This is a genomic window from Sulfobacillus harzensis (genome assembly GCF_012933365.1).
Lineage (GTDB): Bacteria > Bacillota > Sulfobacillia > Sulfobacillales > Sulfobacillaceae > Sulfobacillus_B > Sulfobacillus_B harzensis.
In genome coordinates this window covers 37,830-51,879 of the sequence record NZ_JABBVZ010000012.1, presented here as the reverse complement: position 1 = coordinate 51,879, position 14,050 = coordinate 37,830, and the positions used below count along the sequence as shown (strand labels likewise).

Sequence of the window (14,050 nt, the reverse complement as noted above, 5' to 3'; positions counted from 1 at the left end):
ATGAAATGGTTCGCACGGGTCATTGCGGTCGTTGTGATTGTCGCCTTGGCCTTCTATGCCTTTTTATTCATTCGCCCTGGTCAAACCGTCCCCAAGGAGACAGCCCCCGTTCCCCACTTCTCCCACGTTTTTGTCATTATGATGGAAAACCATTCGCTGGATGCCATGTCGCCCAAAGAAGCCCCCTACATCCATCAGCTGGTGGCTCGCTACGGCTATGACAGCAACTATTACGGGGTCACGCATGTGAGCCTGCCAAATTATGTGGCCCTGTTGTCCGGCAGCACCCATCACACCCATAGCGACAACCCTGACCAGACCTTTTCCGGCCCCACATTGGTCTCCGAAATGGACCAACACCATATCAGCTGGCAGGCGGTCATGGAGAGCCTCCCCGCGGCCGGGTACACGGGAAACTGGTATCCCGAAGCCCCTGGCACAAATCCGGTGTTGATGCCGAAAAACGCGCTCTATGGCAAAAAGCACAACCCTTTTATGCTGTTTCCGTCATTGGCGGAGCCGGATAAAACCCAGGTGGTGCCGTTGAGAACGCTCAATCAGGAGCTCACCCGCGGTCAGGTTCCGGATTTTGTGTGGATTACCCCCAACCTTTGCAATGACATGCATGGACAACCGATCGGCTCAGCCGCCTGTCCGTCCAACCAGCCCCAAAAACTGGTGGCGATGGGTGACCAATTTCTATCCAAGATGGTTCCCGAAATCATGCACTCGCCCGCTTGGACCGGCCATTCCGTCATCTTTATCACCTGGGACGAAGCGCAAATGCCGACGAAAACCGTCAACTTGGCAACGTGGAAACGCTGGCTCAGCGCAGGTCCCGGAGCGCCGCGAATTCTGGGCATTCCCGTGGGCGGCGGTTCAGTCCCCCTTATCGTGATTGCCAATGGGGTTTCAAAGCCCCGACATCTCAACATTTGGGCCGATCACTACAATCTTCTCAAAACCATCGAATCCGGGTTTGGTCTACCCTATATCGGCCATGCGGCATCGGCCCAGGTGGCACCGTTGACGCCCTTTTTAATCCCGTCAAAGTGAGCGATAGAGCAAACGCCGCGATATCATAGAGTTGGGTGAGAGGAAATGTCATACCGTCCGTCCATCGATCGATTAACAGGACAAAGCGGCACGGTGATCGATACGGTGCCCGGAGAGCGTCGAGGCACGGGAGTGGTCCGCGTTTCAGGCGAACTCTGGACGGCGGAGACGGACTGGCCCGAGGCCCTCTTGCCCCAAACACCAGTCCTGGTCGTAGGCAGAAGCGGGCTTCGGCTCTCGGTGCTGCCGGAAAGAGGAGGGTCAAATGAAGCTAATTGAGGCTCTCGTTCTCCTTGTGGTTCTATTGGGGCTGGCCCGGGGGCTGTTTCGGGTAGGGCCCCAAGGGTCGTTGGGCCTGGTTCTCAGAATGGGACGGTTTCGCCGGGAGGCCCACCCCGGCTTGGTGGTCAAGGCCCCCCTGCTCGATTCCCTGCAGTTGGTGCACCAAGTCTGTCACGGTCAATTTGGCACCCGAACCCGTCATCACGGCCGACAACGTCTCCCCAGTCATTGACGCGTATTTCATCTACCAAGTGGTTGACGCCAAAGCCTTCGCCTTCGAAATACAAAACCCCGAAATGGCCATCAAAAATATTGTCTCATCCACGCTGCGATCCGAGGTTGGTCAGCGCAAGCTGGCCGATGTGATGACGCATCGTGAACAGATTAATGCCAAACTGCGACAGGAGTTGGACGAAGCGACCGGCAGTTGGGGCATTCGCATTGTTCAGGCCTCCATTCGGCAAGTGGATTTACCGAAGGAAATGCAACAAGCCATGGAGGCGCAAAAGAAGGCAGACGCCAACAAACTGGCGGCGATCGAACAGGCGCAAGGGGCGAAAGAGGCCGCCATTTTGGAAGCGGAAGGAGCCAAACAGGCCGCAATTGCCACCGCCGAAGGAGAAAAAGAGGCGATGTTGTTGCGCGCTGCAGCCACCCGCCAGACACGCGCCATGGAGGCCGAGGGTGAAGCGCAGGCCGTGGAGCGCCTGGCCGCAGCCCAAGCCCGCGCCGTGCAATTGGTGAATCAAGCGACGTTGGATTTGGCGCGGGATCACGAGGGACCCTGGAGCGAAGAGCGCATCCGTACCGTGTTGCAGTTGAAACAGCTTGAAACGCTGGCCGCCATCGGCCAATCGCCGGCTACCAAAATTCTGTTGCCCGCCGATTGGTCTAATCTCGCGGGATTGATTTCGAGTATTCAAGGATTGCGCGATTAAGGCAAAAAATGGGGCCGTCTCAAAAGGTATGTCGGCAGTGATGCCGTCCCTAAAATGTGCCTATTTTACCCCGCGTAGTGGAGGAAGTAGGTCACTTTCCTCCGCGTTTTTAGGGGTCAAGTGGGAGAAAATTTTAGGGCCAAAGCCTTTTGAGACAGCCCCAATATGTTGTCCAGTCTCTTAAATGTTGTACTTGGCCAACCGCTGGTTGACCTCTTCCCAATCCACGTTCTTCATGAACGCGTCGAGGTAGGGCGCCCGCTTGACACCGTAGTCAATGCCATAGGCGTGCTCGTAAACATCCAGAATCAACAGAGGATAGGCGCCCCAAGGCACACCCACGTTGTGCGCGTCCTGACCGTAGATGTGGAGCTTGCCGTCATCTAAGTCGTAGGCTAAAACAACCCAGCCGCGCACTGCCAACCCCGTGGCCTTAAACTCGGTCTCAAATTTCTCATAGGAGCCAAAGTCGCGGTCGATCAGCTCTTTGATGCGTCCGGTGGCTTGACCGCCCTTGCCTCCGAGGTTGTCGAAGTACCATTCGTGAAGCTTGGTTCCGTTGAGGCAAAAGACTTCCTCCGTCTTCAACCCGCGGAGTTCACTGTACGATTGGTTGGCGGCTGCATAATCAACCGTCTCCATCTTGCTGCGGATCTCGTTGAGCTTGTTAACGTAACCCTTATAGAGAATCCCATAATGCTGGTCGATTTCTTCCTTGCTGATGCCGTCCATAGTCAGGCAGGACTGCTTTAGGTCCTTGAAATCGCGCTTTTCCGCCATGTCGCAACCTCCCCCATAATTTGTGGGAATGTCCCACGCCCAGTATAGCGAACGCCGTGCAGGGAGAAAAGACATTTGCCAATTGGTGGATCGACCGTATACTAGACACCGGTTGAGCAACGGGGCAAAATAGAGTGAGACAGCAGGGGCCGTGCCAAACGCCCCGAAGGAGGAGACCCTATGCCGTTCTTGCGTTCTTGGGGTTATGCGCCGAACCGGCCCATTACCCCCAACCAGGAGCATCGGCTGAATGAGCTGGTCGATCAGTACCACGCGGTACAAACCGATAATTTTGTAGACGAGTTGGACATCACCGAGGCGGTGCTGGGCGAAAGCCGACCGTTCAGCGAACTCACGGTGGAGCAAGCCAACAAAGTGGCCGCCCATCTCAACGTACGGATTGCGCTGCACACCCATTTCAAAGACCACTTGCCCGACCCGGCGCCCGATTTTGCCCATGAGGTGGAGTGGCTCAATCAGGATCGGCGGCTCTTGGATCGCGTCATTGCCCGCGCCGGATGGGACACGGGGGAATACTTCCTCTCACCCCACCCGTTGGACAACCGTCGATAGGCGATGGATACGACACGCTTGCTAGTGGTGGATGATGAGGAGTCCATTCGCGATCTGCTAGCCATTGGCCTTGGCCATCGCGGGTTCGAGGTGAAAACGGCGGCTAATGCGGCGGAGGCGCTCGAGATTGTCTCCACGTTTGCTCCGCATGCCGCCATTGTAGATGTCATGATGCCGGGCGAGGACGGCTTTCAACTCACCCGGCGACTGCGTCAAGATCCCAATCTTTACATTGTCATGCTGACTGCCCGTGACGCCGTATCGGACCGTGTGCAGGGTCTCGACGACGGAGCTGATGACTACGTGGTCAAGCCCTTCGACTTTGACGAACTGGTGGCCCGGATCAACGCCGGCCTGCGACGCATTCAGAAGGATGCGCCACCACTTTGGACCTTTCAAGAAGTCACCATGGACGACGTCAGCCATCGGGTCACGGTCGCGGGTGAGGCTGTTCAGTTGACGGCCAAGGAGTACGAGTTGCTGCGCTATCTCCTGCTGAACCCGGGACGCGTGCTGTCCAAGACGCAAATTCTCCAGCATGTCTGGGGCTATGACTTTCCCGGCGACGACAATCTGGTGGAGGTGCACATCTCCTCACTCAGGGATAAAATCGGCGACCGGCAGAAAACGGTCATTCAAACGGTCCGCGGATTTGGTTACCGGCTAGGAGACTAAATGACGCCCCGCAACAAGCGCCGTACCCTGATCGACCAACTCATCGGCCGCCAAGTCGGACTGCTTGCCATCCTGCTTCTCGTGGTGGGGGTTAGTCAATATCTCATTTTGCGCAGCGTTCTCTATCATTCGACCGCCCGCACGCTGGACGGAGAAATCAGCGTTCTGAAACCGATTATCCACCACACGATGGCGTCCCGCGGAATTCCCGGGCTAAGCCACCTGGCCCAGATACTGGTCTCGCGCCTGCGGGCCCCAGGTGTCGAGGTTTTCATCACCAACGCGGCACGCCAAAAGCTCGCCTCCTCCTCCACCCTTAAAGCGGCCGTGCCCCATTTTTCCACGGCGCCCTACTTTATCTGGAACCACCGAATCGTGGTGGATGCCGTGATTGGGAACCCCTATTACCCCAGCGGCTACATCTGGCTCTTGTCTTCCTTGAGCCCGCTGCACGCCATTTTGCGCCGCGATGCCGAACTCTACGTGTTTCTGGCGTCCCTCTCACTGATTCTCGCCGGGTGGCTGGGCGCCCTGTCCGTACGGCAAACACTGCGTCCGCTTGAAACCATCCGCGAAAGCACCCAGCGCATTGCGTCTGGAGAATTTGGACACCTGACCCACCTGGACAACGCGCCGCAAGAGATTGAGGATTTGGGCCGCTCAATTGACCGCATGTCCCAGTCCATCCAGGAACTCTTCCTGCAGGAAAAAACTCTGTCCGAACAAATGCGCCGGTTTGTAGCCGACGCCTCCCATGAGCTCAGAACCCCGTTAACCTCGATTACCGGCTTTCTCGATCTGATGGCACGCGGCGAGCTCACCCCGGAGGAACAGGCCCGTGGCCTTCGCGTCATCCGCTCCCAGGGAAAACGCATGGCACGGCTGGTGAATCAACTGCTCACCCTGTCGCGGATGGACAGCGCCGAGCCATCCCAATTGAACGTGACGGAGGTGGCGTTGAATCGCTGGTTGGACGATCTTCTGCCGGAAATCCAACGAATTATCGCACCGCGTCCTTTAACCACTCACATTGCGCCGGTGGTCGCGTTGGCTGAGCCCGACCATCTGGCCGATGCGCTCTATAGTTTGCTGGAAAACATCCAACGCTACACCCCCGAAGACACTCAGGTATTGATAACTCTTGCATCCCAAGGTGGGTATGCCGTTCTTTCGGTAGAAGACAGCGGTCCCGGAATATCCCCGGAGAACTTGCCTCACATTTTTGAACGCTTTTTCCGGGGCGACCGTTCCCGCTCGTCCACTTCCGGTGGAACAGGACTCGGCTTGGCCATTGTCAAAAGCGTCGTGGAGGCCATGTCGGGCCGTGTGAGCGCCAAAAACGTCGAACCTCACGGAATGTGCTTCCAAATCTCTCTTCCCCAGCCAAACCACTCCTAAGATCAACCAGCCTTCAGCATTTCTTCCAGCAACTGGGGCACACTAGCGCCGAGCATCAAAAAGGAGGTAGCGTATGACACGACGTATATCGCTGTGGGCCGTGGGGTTGTTCGCCGCCGCAAGCCTCATAGCGTCGGCACCAGTGGCCGCATATTCTGGTCCCCATCATCACTGGGCCAAGGAGACCGTCACGGCCGTCACCCCCACCACGCTCACCATCAAGGACGGTGATGCCACACACGAGGTGCCCATGGCATCGGCCCAGGTGCGGGCCGGCATGTATCCGGCCTCGCCGAGCATATTGCGGGCTGGGGAGACGGTTACGGTTGTTGGTGAGACTTCCGATACGCCGCTTGTGATTGTCCATCCAGCTGCGTATGGGACTTTGACAAAGCCCGGAGCATCCTGGCAAGTCATTTCCAAGCGTCATGGCACCTTCACGCTAAAGGGTTCCCCAATATTGCTGGGGATGCGTGATTTGAGCCCCGGCACCAAGGCCGCCGCCTTCGGACCGGCCACCGGCAAAGAGATTGACGTAACGGCGGTGGCGTCGCGTCCGGTCATGACCCAAGCCCGGGTCACGACCGCCACAAGTGGGGTACTGAAGGCCCAGTCAGACCAATACGGGATGTTAAGCTATCCGTTGAGCCAGTTGCCGACACGCTTTCAAGAGCGGCTTCGAGCGTTGAAGCCAGGCGACGCGGTGGTCGCCTGCCTGAATCCTCTGAACCGCCAGGTGCTGATGATGATGCCCGATCGGCTGGATCACTGGGTCAAGGCGCTGGAGCATGGCACCGCGGGCCAGGTGGTGGCCGTGTCCAACAAGGATCTCACGCTTACCAATCCCTTGGGCACCGTCACCGTTCCCATCACTCCAAAAACCACCGTGCGCTGGCCAGGCCATCCGCACACCACGGTCAAACAAATTAAACCGGGGACCAGGGTTCTGGCCATCCGGCATCCCGATGCCTCACTTAAAATCCGAATTCTGAGCAACAAATAGCGGAGCCTCCAGCGAGAGCTGGAGGTTCTTCTTTGCCGGGGCCGCCTGATATAATAGCAACATGAAACGCGCATTGGCGCTCGGCGCTTTGGCTGCCCTGTTCTTCGCCTCAACCTTTGTGATTAACCGCCTCATGATCAAAACGGGAGAAAGCGCCTTGTGGCTGGCCAGCTTGCGCTATCTTTTCACCCTCATTCCGCTGGCCGGATTGGTTTTTGTCCGCGGAGAGCTCACCCCGTTGCTCAAGGAACTCAAGCATCGCTTTACCCCCTGGCTTCTCTGGGGGACGGTGGGATTCGGTCTCTTCTATCTGCCGCTCACCATGGCCACGCGCTGGGCCCCAGCCTGGCTTACCGCCGGCAGCTGGCAGCTGACCATCGTCATGGGAAGTCTCTTGGTCCCTTTCATCCAGCCCCGCCAACCTATTCCAGTGAAGGAACTCTGGCCATCGCTCATTATCCTTTTCGGAGTAGCCATGAGCGAATGGGCTTCCCATAAGGCGCTCGGGCCAGCCGGGCTTTGGGCGCTTGTTCCCGTGGCCATCGCCGCGATCGCCTATCCCCTGGGCAACCGCCAAATGATGGCTTATGTGAATCGACTACCCCGCCCCTTTAGCGTCTATCAGCGCACCCTAGGCATGACCATCGGATCCTTGCCTTTTTGGATTGTTTCAATGGGGGTAGGCTACGCGCGAAGCGGCTGGCCGTCCGGCCAGCTGTTGTTAGGCGCCCTGGGTGTGGCACTCGCCTCGGGGGTGGTGGCCACCTTGCTATTCTTTCGGGCCACGGACCAAGCCCAGGGGAATATCAACTGGCTCGCCCGCATCGAGGCGACCCAGTCGCTGGAAATTGTCTTTACCGTGCTGATGGCCAGCCTAATCTTCAGTCAGGCCTGGCCGACCGGGCGGGAGGCGATCGGTCTCGCCATCATCATCGCGGGAATGGTCATTCACAGTCTTAGACGCTCCGAGGCCCAATCTCCCGCGGAACCTACTACATTGTCAGGATGATTTTCCCGAACACGCCGTGGTTTTCCATCTGTTCGTGCGCTTGGTCAGCCTGTTCCAACGGGTAGGTGCTGTCAATCACCGGCACTAGCACTCCGCGGGAAAAGAGCGGCAAGATGCGGGGCAAAATGGACCCGCTGCCCATAAACGCTCCTAAAAGTGTGATTCGGGAACGAAACAGCTGACCTAGCTCAAAGCTGACCTGACCCCCGGTGGTCGAACCCACCGTTACAATTACCCCGCCGCGGCGGACCGCATCCAGCGACTGGGGGAAGCTGGCTTGCCCCACCGAGTCCACCACAATATCCGCTCCTTGCCCGCCCGTCAGCGCGGAAACGGTCTCCACCACGGTCTTTTCACCGCCAATAACCGCTACCTCGTCCGCGCCGTATTGACGGAGCTTCTCCGATCGAGCGGCATTTCGGGTCACCGCAATGACACGCATGCCCCGAAGCTTTGCCAGTTGGAGTGTGGCAACACCGAGTCCTCCGGTTGCCCCCCACAATAACAGCGTTTGCCCAGGCAAAGCCCGGCTTCGCATCAAAAAGTCCTCGGCGGTGACGTAGGGCACCCCAATGCTGGCTGCTTCGGCAAAGGTGAGTCCTCCCGGCATGCTGACCACGTTCTCCTCGGGCACCACCGCGTACTCTGCATAGGTGCCGTTGTAAATGCTGAAGGATTGGCACGCCGGGTGGTCGCCGCTTAAACAGGCCGAGCATGTACCACAAGCCAGCCCCGGGTTAATCACGACCTTCTGCCCCACCGACCAGCGGCGAACCCCCGCGCCAATCGCGTCCACCTCGCCGGCTCCGTCACTCCCCGGAATCACGGGCTCGGCCATGGGACCAAAATTGCCCTGCCTCACCCAAATGTCACGGTGATTGACGCCCGCTGCCCTGAGGCGAACCCGCACTTCGCCCACACCGGGTTCCGGTATATCCACCTCCTCATAGCGGAGGACACGAATGTCCCCTGGCTCGTGAATGCGAATGGCTTTCATTCGCCTACGCCTCCTTGCCGTTGTTTCTTAGTTCATCACGAAATTGGGCCCGTTTCATGGTCCACCCGAGCCGCCGCGCATCCTGCCAGAGCCGCACCGGACGAAAAGGATCAGGAAATATTGGCCAGTCCCAATGAAGCCGTTTCTGGGGCTTAATATAATCCAAAAAACGCAGGCGGCCAACGGGCTTGCCAATCAGAGCCGAAACCCCCGCTTCCAGCGTTAATCCAGCCGTGGGTTCCGATGGCAAGCGACCTGTGGCGTCCACCGCCTTGACCACACCGAAGGCAAACGTCCGCGCCCGGTCTTGAGAGGTGGTCACGATCGGGCTGACAGCCTCCTGCCAGTGTTCAGGCGCGCCAATATACCCGACGTCCATCGCATCGCGGCCCGTCACCAGTCCCCGGGCTAGAGCGTAGAGAGCCTCGGCGGCCGACAGCGTCCCGGTCGTAAGCTCCATCGGACCCAGTCCCTGTTGACGCACGGCACGGGCAAGTTCAGCGATGTTTACCCGGATGGGCTCGCGCGGGGCGATCCGGCTGGCAAGCGTCTCAGCATCGCACCATTCAATCGCGAGTCGGCTCATGGCCTGGCAATAGTCGTCAAAGGCCTTCAAGGCTTGCTCTTGCTCGTCGCGCGTGCGAAGGGGCGCGGGCTTTAAGCGTTCAGGAACCCGGCCCCGGGAAAAATTAGCGGCATCCCAAAACTCGCGGCTCACCAATTCCGTCGGATGTAGCATCACCATAAAAGCGTCGCCCGTCCGTTCCTGCCATTCTTCCACCAATTTCACGGCCTTGTTCAAATTACCGGGAAGCCCAAGCCCAAAGGGACGGGGATTAACCACAGGAAATGACAGGTGGAGCACTTCTCCCAGCCAATAGGGAGCCGTGAGATCCTCGATGTAGCTGTTGAAGGAATCGGTAAAAAACACATTCATCCCTAGGGCAGGGAGTGCTTCGAGGGCCTCGGGCACCCAATTGCCGCCCGGTTGGGTGAAATATCGGGGCGGCTTGACAAGACGGGTTACCGCCTCAACGCCCGGACGTTCCCGGTCGATAAAGCGGCGGACACCGTCCTCGTAGGGAAGTTGGCACAATTCCTCGGCTAGCGTCGGGTGCTCGCTGTGACTCCACGAATGAAAGCCGATGGCCCTTTCGGATCGGAGCAGTTCCAGCGCATCGAGGCGTCCACGCTCTTTCAAAGCGAGAACTTTTTTTCCCACCAACCCATACGAACCCGGGAGGCCCGCACGATGCATAGAGGCTATCATTCGCACCAACGCCTCATCCGACTCCGGGGTCAGGAAGTCCTCCACGTCGAAGCGGATGAACCCTAAGGCGCTCAGCGGCAGCACCCCCTGACGCTAATCGCATCGAGATAGAGCCGCTCATACCGCTTGGCCTCGTATTGAATGGAGTGGCGGGCGACAATCTGCTGGCGGGCTGCTCGGCGAATCCGCTCACTTTCTTCGGTTTGGTGCAGGGCCCGATCCAGCTCAACCAGAAATTCCTCTTCATCCTTAAACAGCAGGCCGGTGCGTCCCGGCTGAATCAAGGCCCGGTTTCCTTGAATGTCAGTCGCCACAACCAAGGCGCCGCATCCCATGGCCTCCATGATCGCGTTGGAGACGCCTTCCACCTCAGAAGTATTCAAAAAAACGTCCGCCGCGCGATACCATTTAGGCATCTCTTCGGGCGGCAAATCGCCCGGCAATTGGACCCAATCCTTGCCCTCCGCCTTCTCTTGCACCCGTTGCCATTCCCCGGTTTCCCTGACAGGGCCGGCGATCGCCAGGTGAACGTCCGCCCCGGTTCGCTCGCGATATGCGGCGACCAAATCAATCGCCCACGCCGAACGCTTGACAGGTCGGACACCGCCCGCCACCAGTACAAAGGGATGCGGAACCTCAACCGCCGTATCCTCTGGGCAGAAATGATCAATATCCACCGATGGCGGAATGACCACCACTCGGTCCTCCCACTCAGGGGCATCTGCCAAAATACGCGCCCGGGCATCCTCGGTGAAGGTGACTTGATAGCGGATGCGTTCCAAACGCCGCTTTTCCTGGGCGGCATTTTGCACCCAATCCTTCCACAAATCGGTGCCCGTCCAGGTAGCCACAATCTGTTCCGGGTTAATCCCATCCTCAACCAACTGTCCGCCAACGCGCACCGCGTTCCAGGCGTGATACACGTCGTATTCGCCAATTCCGTCGTGATACCAAATCACGTCGGCTTCGTGCCCCGCGTCCTCCAACCCCTTTTTCATACGACGGGCCGAAATGCTGTTGCCTCCCGTGGGAGGCGTGTCATTCGGTATCACGAGTGCAACGCGCACGATCATCAATCCTTTCTAAACTTAGGCAATGGGGGTCCCGTTGGGCACCGGCATATCGGGACGCAGCAAAACCACATCCCCGCCCTCGTTGACCGCACCCAACACCAACACTTCGGACTTCACCGACGCGATGCGCCGGGGTGGAAAGTCCATAACCCCAATGACCTGACGGCCGACTAAATCCTCGGGCTGGTAATGATCGGTAATCTGCGCCGAGGACTCCTTAAGGCCGGCCGGTCCGAAGTCAATCACGAGGTGATATGCGGGTTTCCTCGCCCCCTCGTTTACAGCGGCGCGCACAACGGTGCCCACCAAAAGATGGTATTCAAAAAATCCTTCCACCGACCGATGCGGCACGTTCTCCTCCATCCGTTTCGCTAGCCCTCCACTATCTTTCCGAAGCGCTCGTCGGCCAATACTTCCGCCGGCACATAAAGCCTCCGCACCGGGCGGTGCTCTTCGGCAATGGCCTGAATGGGCAGAGACTGTCCCGACATTTCACTAAGCACCCCCGTCGCCTGATCGTAGAGCCAAATCGCGTTCTCCGGTCCGGGTTCACGTTGACTGCCTAGGTAGTAATCATAATAAACGGTTCCGGTCTCGTCGACTATACAATAGTAATTAGGGTCCAAAGCGTGAGCGGCGACCAATTGCCGGACATCGCCGAGCCGGCCGTCCAGGGCCGGAGTCCAGGGATACTCTTTGAAAAGCCGCCGATCAAGAAAGCGACGCGCCAAATCCGACAGCACCGGGTCCTCATCATCCTGCCACACGCTGAAGGCATTGAAGAGGCTCGCATCATCCAGCGAGAGGTATTGCTCCATATTAACCTTGCCGATCAAAAAAGGGAACAGTGCCGGATGGGTTTCAAAAGGCGCCCGCGCACGTCGAACCAGCTCGCGGGCTCGTTCCAGAACGGTTCGCAACAACACCTCTCCGGCGCGGCTGACCGGGTGAAAATACACCTGCCAGTACATGAAATAGCGGGCCAAAAGATAGGCTTCGACCGTATGGATTCCGCTACGGCGCACCACCAGGCGGTCCTCCAGTGGCCGCAAGACGCGAATGATGCGCGCAAGGTCAAAGGTGCCATAATCCACCCCAGTGGCGATGGAGTCACGCATGAGATAGTCCAGCCGATCAGCATCGAGCTGCCCGCTAATCATGGACACCACCAACCGATTCGGAAAGGTTTTTTGGATGACGTCCGCCACCTGGCCTGAAAGTCCCGGTTCGGCCGCTTCCAGAACTTGATGTACCTCACTCTCCGGATGACCGATGATGGTCACGCTCCAATTTTCATGGCGCGTCCCCATCACTTTCTCGAGAGCATGGGAGAACGGCGCGTGTCCCACGTCATGGAGCAAGGCGGAGATCATGGCCAACCGATCATACTGGTGGGGCCAATCATAATTGTTGCGATCAAAGGCTTGAATCATCTGGCGAATGACCTCGTAGACCCCCAGCGAGTGGGAAAACCGGCTATGGTCGCCTCCCGGATAGGCAAAATAGGTGGTGCCGAGTTGCCGGATGCGACGCAGGCGCTGCATTTCGCGCGTGTTAATCAAATCCCAAATCAGCGGATCATGAACATAAATGTAACCATGCACCGGATCCTTAAAGACCTTTTCGTCCTCCGTCATAGCCACCCGTTCCGCCCCCGTTTCTTCTAGCATAGTAGCATGGATTGGCGAGCCTCCTGTACAATACTCGTACGACATCACCCGAGGGGGGTTCTCATGTCCCAGTCCAGCATCCGCATTGATTCCACCTACTTTCTTACCATTTTCCGGCAGCTGGCAGCCATTGGGCAAGGCAGCAGCCAAACCGGATATATGCGCGTCGCGTGGAGCGAGGCCGAACGGGAGGCGCACCGCTGGTTTCGGCAAACGGCAGAAGCGCTTGGCCTAACCGTATTTCAGGACCAAGCGGGAAACAGCTTTGCAGACTTTGTGCCTCCGGGGGTTTCGGACACGCTGCCCCGACTGGCGCTTGGATCACACCTTGATTCCGTTCCTCATGGAGGAACCTTTGATGGCGGCTACGGTGTAGCCGCAGCCCTTGCCGCAGCCAAAGCACTCATCGTCGAATCCCGAGCGCTGCGCCGCCCTTTTCGCATTGCCGCCTTCACCGATGAAGAAGGGCCGCGTTTCGGAACCGGTCTCTTGGGCTCCAAGGCGGTGGCGGGGCTTCTCGACATGGACCACGTCCGGGTGGCTCAGGATCGGGATGGCGTGGCGCTTAGAGAGGCGATGGCACATTACGGATTCGACCTCGATGCCTTGCCTCAGGCTGAACGTCTGAAGGAGAGCTTCTTAGGCTATCTCGAACTACATATTGAACAAGGACCCCGACTGGAACGACAGGGTCTCGGCGTCGCAGCCGTGACCGATATCACCGGCATCCGGCAGGTGGCGGTGCGATTCACAGGAAAGACCAACCACGCCGGCACCACGCCCAAAGAGGAACGGCAAAATGCGCTGAGGGCGGCAGCCGAGACCATTATGCAATTTAGCGCTTATGTCGACGGCACCGACCAATTGACTGCCAATCCCGGCCGGATCGACGTCCATCCCAACGCCACCAACGTGGTCCCAGGATTTTGCCGGCTGGATTGGGACATTCGCTCGCCCGACGCCACACGCTTGGATGAGGCGGTGGAGGCGTTGTCTAACATGGCGGAGCGAGCCGGCGCTTCATTCGGCGTCGCGGTCAGTGTCGAGACGTTTCATGATGTCGTTCCCTGCCCCATGCATGAACCCTGGGTTGAATCCATCGAACGCGCGGCCTCCCGCCTTAATCTCGCTTCCACCCGCCTGGTGTCTTGGGCGGGCCACGATGCCGGTGTGCTGGGCCGGGTAATGCCCGCCGCCATGATATTCATCCCCAGCCAAAATGGGATTAGCCATGCGCCGGAAGAGTTCTCCTCCGATCAGGCCATGCTTGATGGGGTGCGGGTCTTAGCGGAGACCGCCTACGGCCTCTTGACGGAGGAGGCATAA

General features: G+C 58.4%; 16 protein-coding genes. 10 read left to right on the top strand and 6 right to left on the bottom strand.

Annotated features, from left to right (window positions below):
- The 4 genes from HIJ39_RS05385 to HIJ39_RS05370 are packed head-to-tail and all read left to right on the top strand — an operon-like array spanning position 1 to position 2,276.
- The gene (locus HIJ39_RS05385) at positions 1 to 1,056 is read left to right on the top strand and encodes an alkaline phosphatase family protein (RefSeq protein ID WP_169097494.1); all 1,056 of its coding nucleotides are present in this window, start codon (positions 1 to 3) and stop codon (positions 1,054 to 1,056) included.
- A gap of 45 nt (positions 1,057 to 1,101) precedes the next feature.
- Complete coding sequence (locus HIJ39_RS05380) at positions 1,102 to 1,335, top strand: NfeD family protein (protein ID WP_169097492.1); 234 nt, start codon at positions 1,102 to 1,104, stop codon at positions 1,333 to 1,335.
- Positions 1,322 to 1,570 carry a hypothetical protein gene (locus tag HIJ39_RS05375; protein ID WP_169097490.1) on the top strand — a complete coding sequence of 83 codons (249 nt, stop codon included), beginning with the start codon at positions 1,322 to 1,324 and terminating at the stop codon, positions 1,568 to 1,570. Before HIJ39_RS05380 ends, HIJ39_RS05375 begins: the two co-directional genes overlap by 14 nt.
- Complete coding sequence (locus tag HIJ39_RS05370; protein ID WP_169097489.1) at positions 1,521 to 2,276, top strand: SPFH domain-containing protein; 756 nt, start codon at positions 1,521 to 1,523, stop codon at positions 2,274 to 2,276. Before HIJ39_RS05375 ends, HIJ39_RS05370 begins: the two co-directional genes overlap by 50 nt.
- Positions 2,277 to 2,456: 180 nt before the next feature.
- Here the strand turns inward: HIJ39_RS05370 and HIJ39_RS05365 are convergent, their stop codons facing one another.
- Positions 2,457 to 3,056, bottom strand: coding sequence for a superoxide dismutase (locus HIJ39_RS05365; protein ID WP_169097487.1), 600 nt, complete (start codon positions 3,054 to 3,056; stop codon positions 2,457 to 2,459).
- A 180-nt stretch (positions 3,057 to 3,236) separates the two neighbouring features.
- Here HIJ39_RS05365 and HIJ39_RS05360 point away from each other — a divergent pair, with 180 nt between their 5' ends.
- The 5 genes from HIJ39_RS05360 to HIJ39_RS05340 all read left to right on the top strand — a co-directional run bounded on the left by HIJ39_RS05360 (position 3,237) and on the right by HIJ39_RS05340 (position 7,714).
- Positions 3,237 to 3,629 (top strand): hypothetical protein, encoded by a 393-nt coding sequence (locus tag HIJ39_RS05360; protein ID WP_169097485.1) that lies wholly within the window; start codon positions 3,237 to 3,239, stop codon positions 3,627 to 3,629.
- 3 nt (positions 3,630 to 3,632) lie between these two features.
- Positions 3,633 to 4,304, top strand: a complete 672-nt coding sequence (locus HIJ39_RS05355) for a response regulator transcription factor (protein ID WP_169097483.1) — start codon at positions 3,633 to 3,635, stop codon at positions 4,302 to 4,304.
- Positions 4,305 to 5,702: a sensor histidine kinase gene (locus tag HIJ39_RS05350; RefSeq protein ID WP_169097481.1), complete on the top strand. Its 1,398-nt coding sequence runs from the start codon at positions 4,305 to 4,307 to the stop codon at positions 5,700 to 5,702.
- A gap of 73 nt (positions 5,703 to 5,775) precedes the next feature.
- Positions 5,776 to 6,705 (top strand): hypothetical protein, encoded by a 930-nt coding sequence (locus HIJ39_RS05345; protein WP_169097479.1) that lies wholly within the window; start codon positions 5,776 to 5,778, stop codon positions 6,703 to 6,705.
- Between the two features lie 61 nt (positions 6,706 to 6,766).
- Complete coding sequence (locus HIJ39_RS05340) at positions 6,767 to 7,714, top strand: multidrug resistance efflux transporter family protein (protein WP_169097477.1); 948 nt, start codon at positions 6,767 to 6,769, stop codon at positions 7,712 to 7,714.
- On the opposite strand, the gene HIJ39_RS05335 is transcribed toward HIJ39_RS05340, so the two are convergent.
- The 5 genes from HIJ39_RS05335 to HIJ39_RS05315 are packed head-to-tail and all read right to left on the bottom strand — an operon-like array spanning position 7,698 to position 12,691.
- On the bottom strand, positions 7,698 to 8,711 hold the full coding sequence (locus HIJ39_RS05335; protein WP_169097475.1) for a zinc-binding dehydrogenase: 1,014 nt from the start codon (positions 8,709 to 8,711) through the stop codon (positions 7,698 to 7,700). The genes HIJ39_RS05340 and HIJ39_RS05335 overlap by 17 nt on opposite strands.
- Positions 8,712 to 8,715: 4 nt before the next feature.
- A complete protein-coding gene (locus HIJ39_RS05330; protein ID WP_169097473.1) occupies positions 8,716 to 10,065 on the bottom strand; it encodes a hypothetical protein in 1,350 nt (449 codons plus the stop codon).
- Complete coding sequence (locus HIJ39_RS05325) at positions 10,053 to 11,054, bottom strand: glycosyltransferase (RefSeq protein WP_169097471.1); 1,002 nt, start codon at positions 11,052 to 11,054, stop codon at positions 10,053 to 10,055. Before HIJ39_RS05325 ends, HIJ39_RS05330 begins: the two co-directional genes overlap by 13 nt.
- Positions 11,055 to 11,069: 15 nt before the next feature.
- Positions 11,070 to 11,417 (bottom strand): tRNA-binding protein, encoded by a 348-nt coding sequence (locus HIJ39_RS05320; protein ID WP_169097469.1) that lies wholly within the window; start codon positions 11,415 to 11,417, stop codon positions 11,070 to 11,072.
- 8 nt (positions 11,418 to 11,425) lie between these two features.
- A complete protein-coding gene (locus tag HIJ39_RS05315) occupies positions 11,426 to 12,691 on the bottom strand; it encodes an HD domain-containing protein (RefSeq protein ID WP_207711494.1) in 1,266 nt (421 codons plus the stop codon).
- A 96-nt stretch (positions 12,692 to 12,787) separates the two neighbouring features.
- Between HIJ39_RS05315 and HIJ39_RS05310 the strand changes: the two genes are divergently transcribed.
- Positions 12,788 to 14,050: a M20 family metallo-hydrolase gene (locus HIJ39_RS05310; RefSeq protein ID WP_169097465.1), complete on the top strand. Its 1,263-nt coding sequence runs from the start codon at positions 12,788 to 12,790 to the stop codon at positions 14,048 to 14,050.

Bases quoted from the DNA above. Each gene is read 5' to 3' on its own strand.
- HIJ39_RS05320 (WP_169097469.1), bottom strand. From the start codon at position 11,417: ATGGAGGAGAACGTGCCGCATCGGTCGGTGGAAGGATTTTTTGAATAC.
- HIJ39_RS05335 (WP_169097475.1), bottom strand. From the start codon at position 8,711: ATGAAAGCCATTCGCATTCACGAGCCAGGGGACATTCGTGTCCTCCGC.
- HIJ39_RS05345 (WP_169097479.1), top strand. From the start codon at position 5,776: ATGACACGACGTATATCGCTGTGGGCCGTGGGGTTGTTCGCCGCCGCA.
- HIJ39_RS05355 (WP_169097483.1), top strand. From the start codon at position 3,633: ATGGATACGACACGCTTGCTAGTGGTGGATGATGAGGAGTCCATTCGC.
- HIJ39_RS05325 (WP_169097471.1), bottom strand. From the start codon at position 11,054: ATGATCGTGCGCGTTGCACTCGTGATACCGAATGACACGCCTCCCACG.
- HIJ39_RS05365 (WP_169097487.1), bottom strand. From the start codon at position 3,056: ATGGCGGAAAAGCGCGATTTCAAGGACCTAAAGCAGTCCTGCCTGACT.
- HIJ39_RS05375 (WP_169097490.1), top strand. From the start codon at position 1,322: ATGAAGCTAATTGAGGCTCTCGTTCTCCTTGTGGTTCTATTGGGGCTG.
- HIJ39_RS05315 (WP_207711494.1), bottom strand. From the start codon at position 12,691: ATGACGGAGGACGAAAAGGTCTTTAAGGATCCGGTGCATGGTTACATT.
- HIJ39_RS05360 (WP_169097485.1), top strand. From the start codon at position 3,237: ATGCCGTTCTTGCGTTCTTGGGGTTATGCGCCGAACCGGCCCATTACC.
- HIJ39_RS05340 (WP_169097477.1), top strand. From the start codon at position 6,767: ATGAAACGCGCATTGGCGCTCGGCGCTTTGGCTGCCCTGTTCTTCGCC.
- HIJ39_RS05385 (WP_169097494.1), top strand. From the start codon at position 1: ATGAAATGGTTCGCACGGGTCATTGCGGTCGTTGTGATTGTCGCCTTG.
- HIJ39_RS05350 (WP_169097481.1), top strand. From the start codon at position 4,305: ATGACGCCCCGCAACAAGCGCCGTACCCTGATCGACCAACTCATCGGC.
- HIJ39_RS05380 (WP_169097492.1), top strand. From the start codon at position 1,102: ATGTCATACCGTCCGTCCATCGATCGATTAACAGGACAAAGCGGCACG.
- HIJ39_RS05310 (WP_169097465.1), top strand. From the start codon at position 12,788: ATGTCCCAGTCCAGCATCCGCATTGATTCCACCTACTTTCTTACCATT.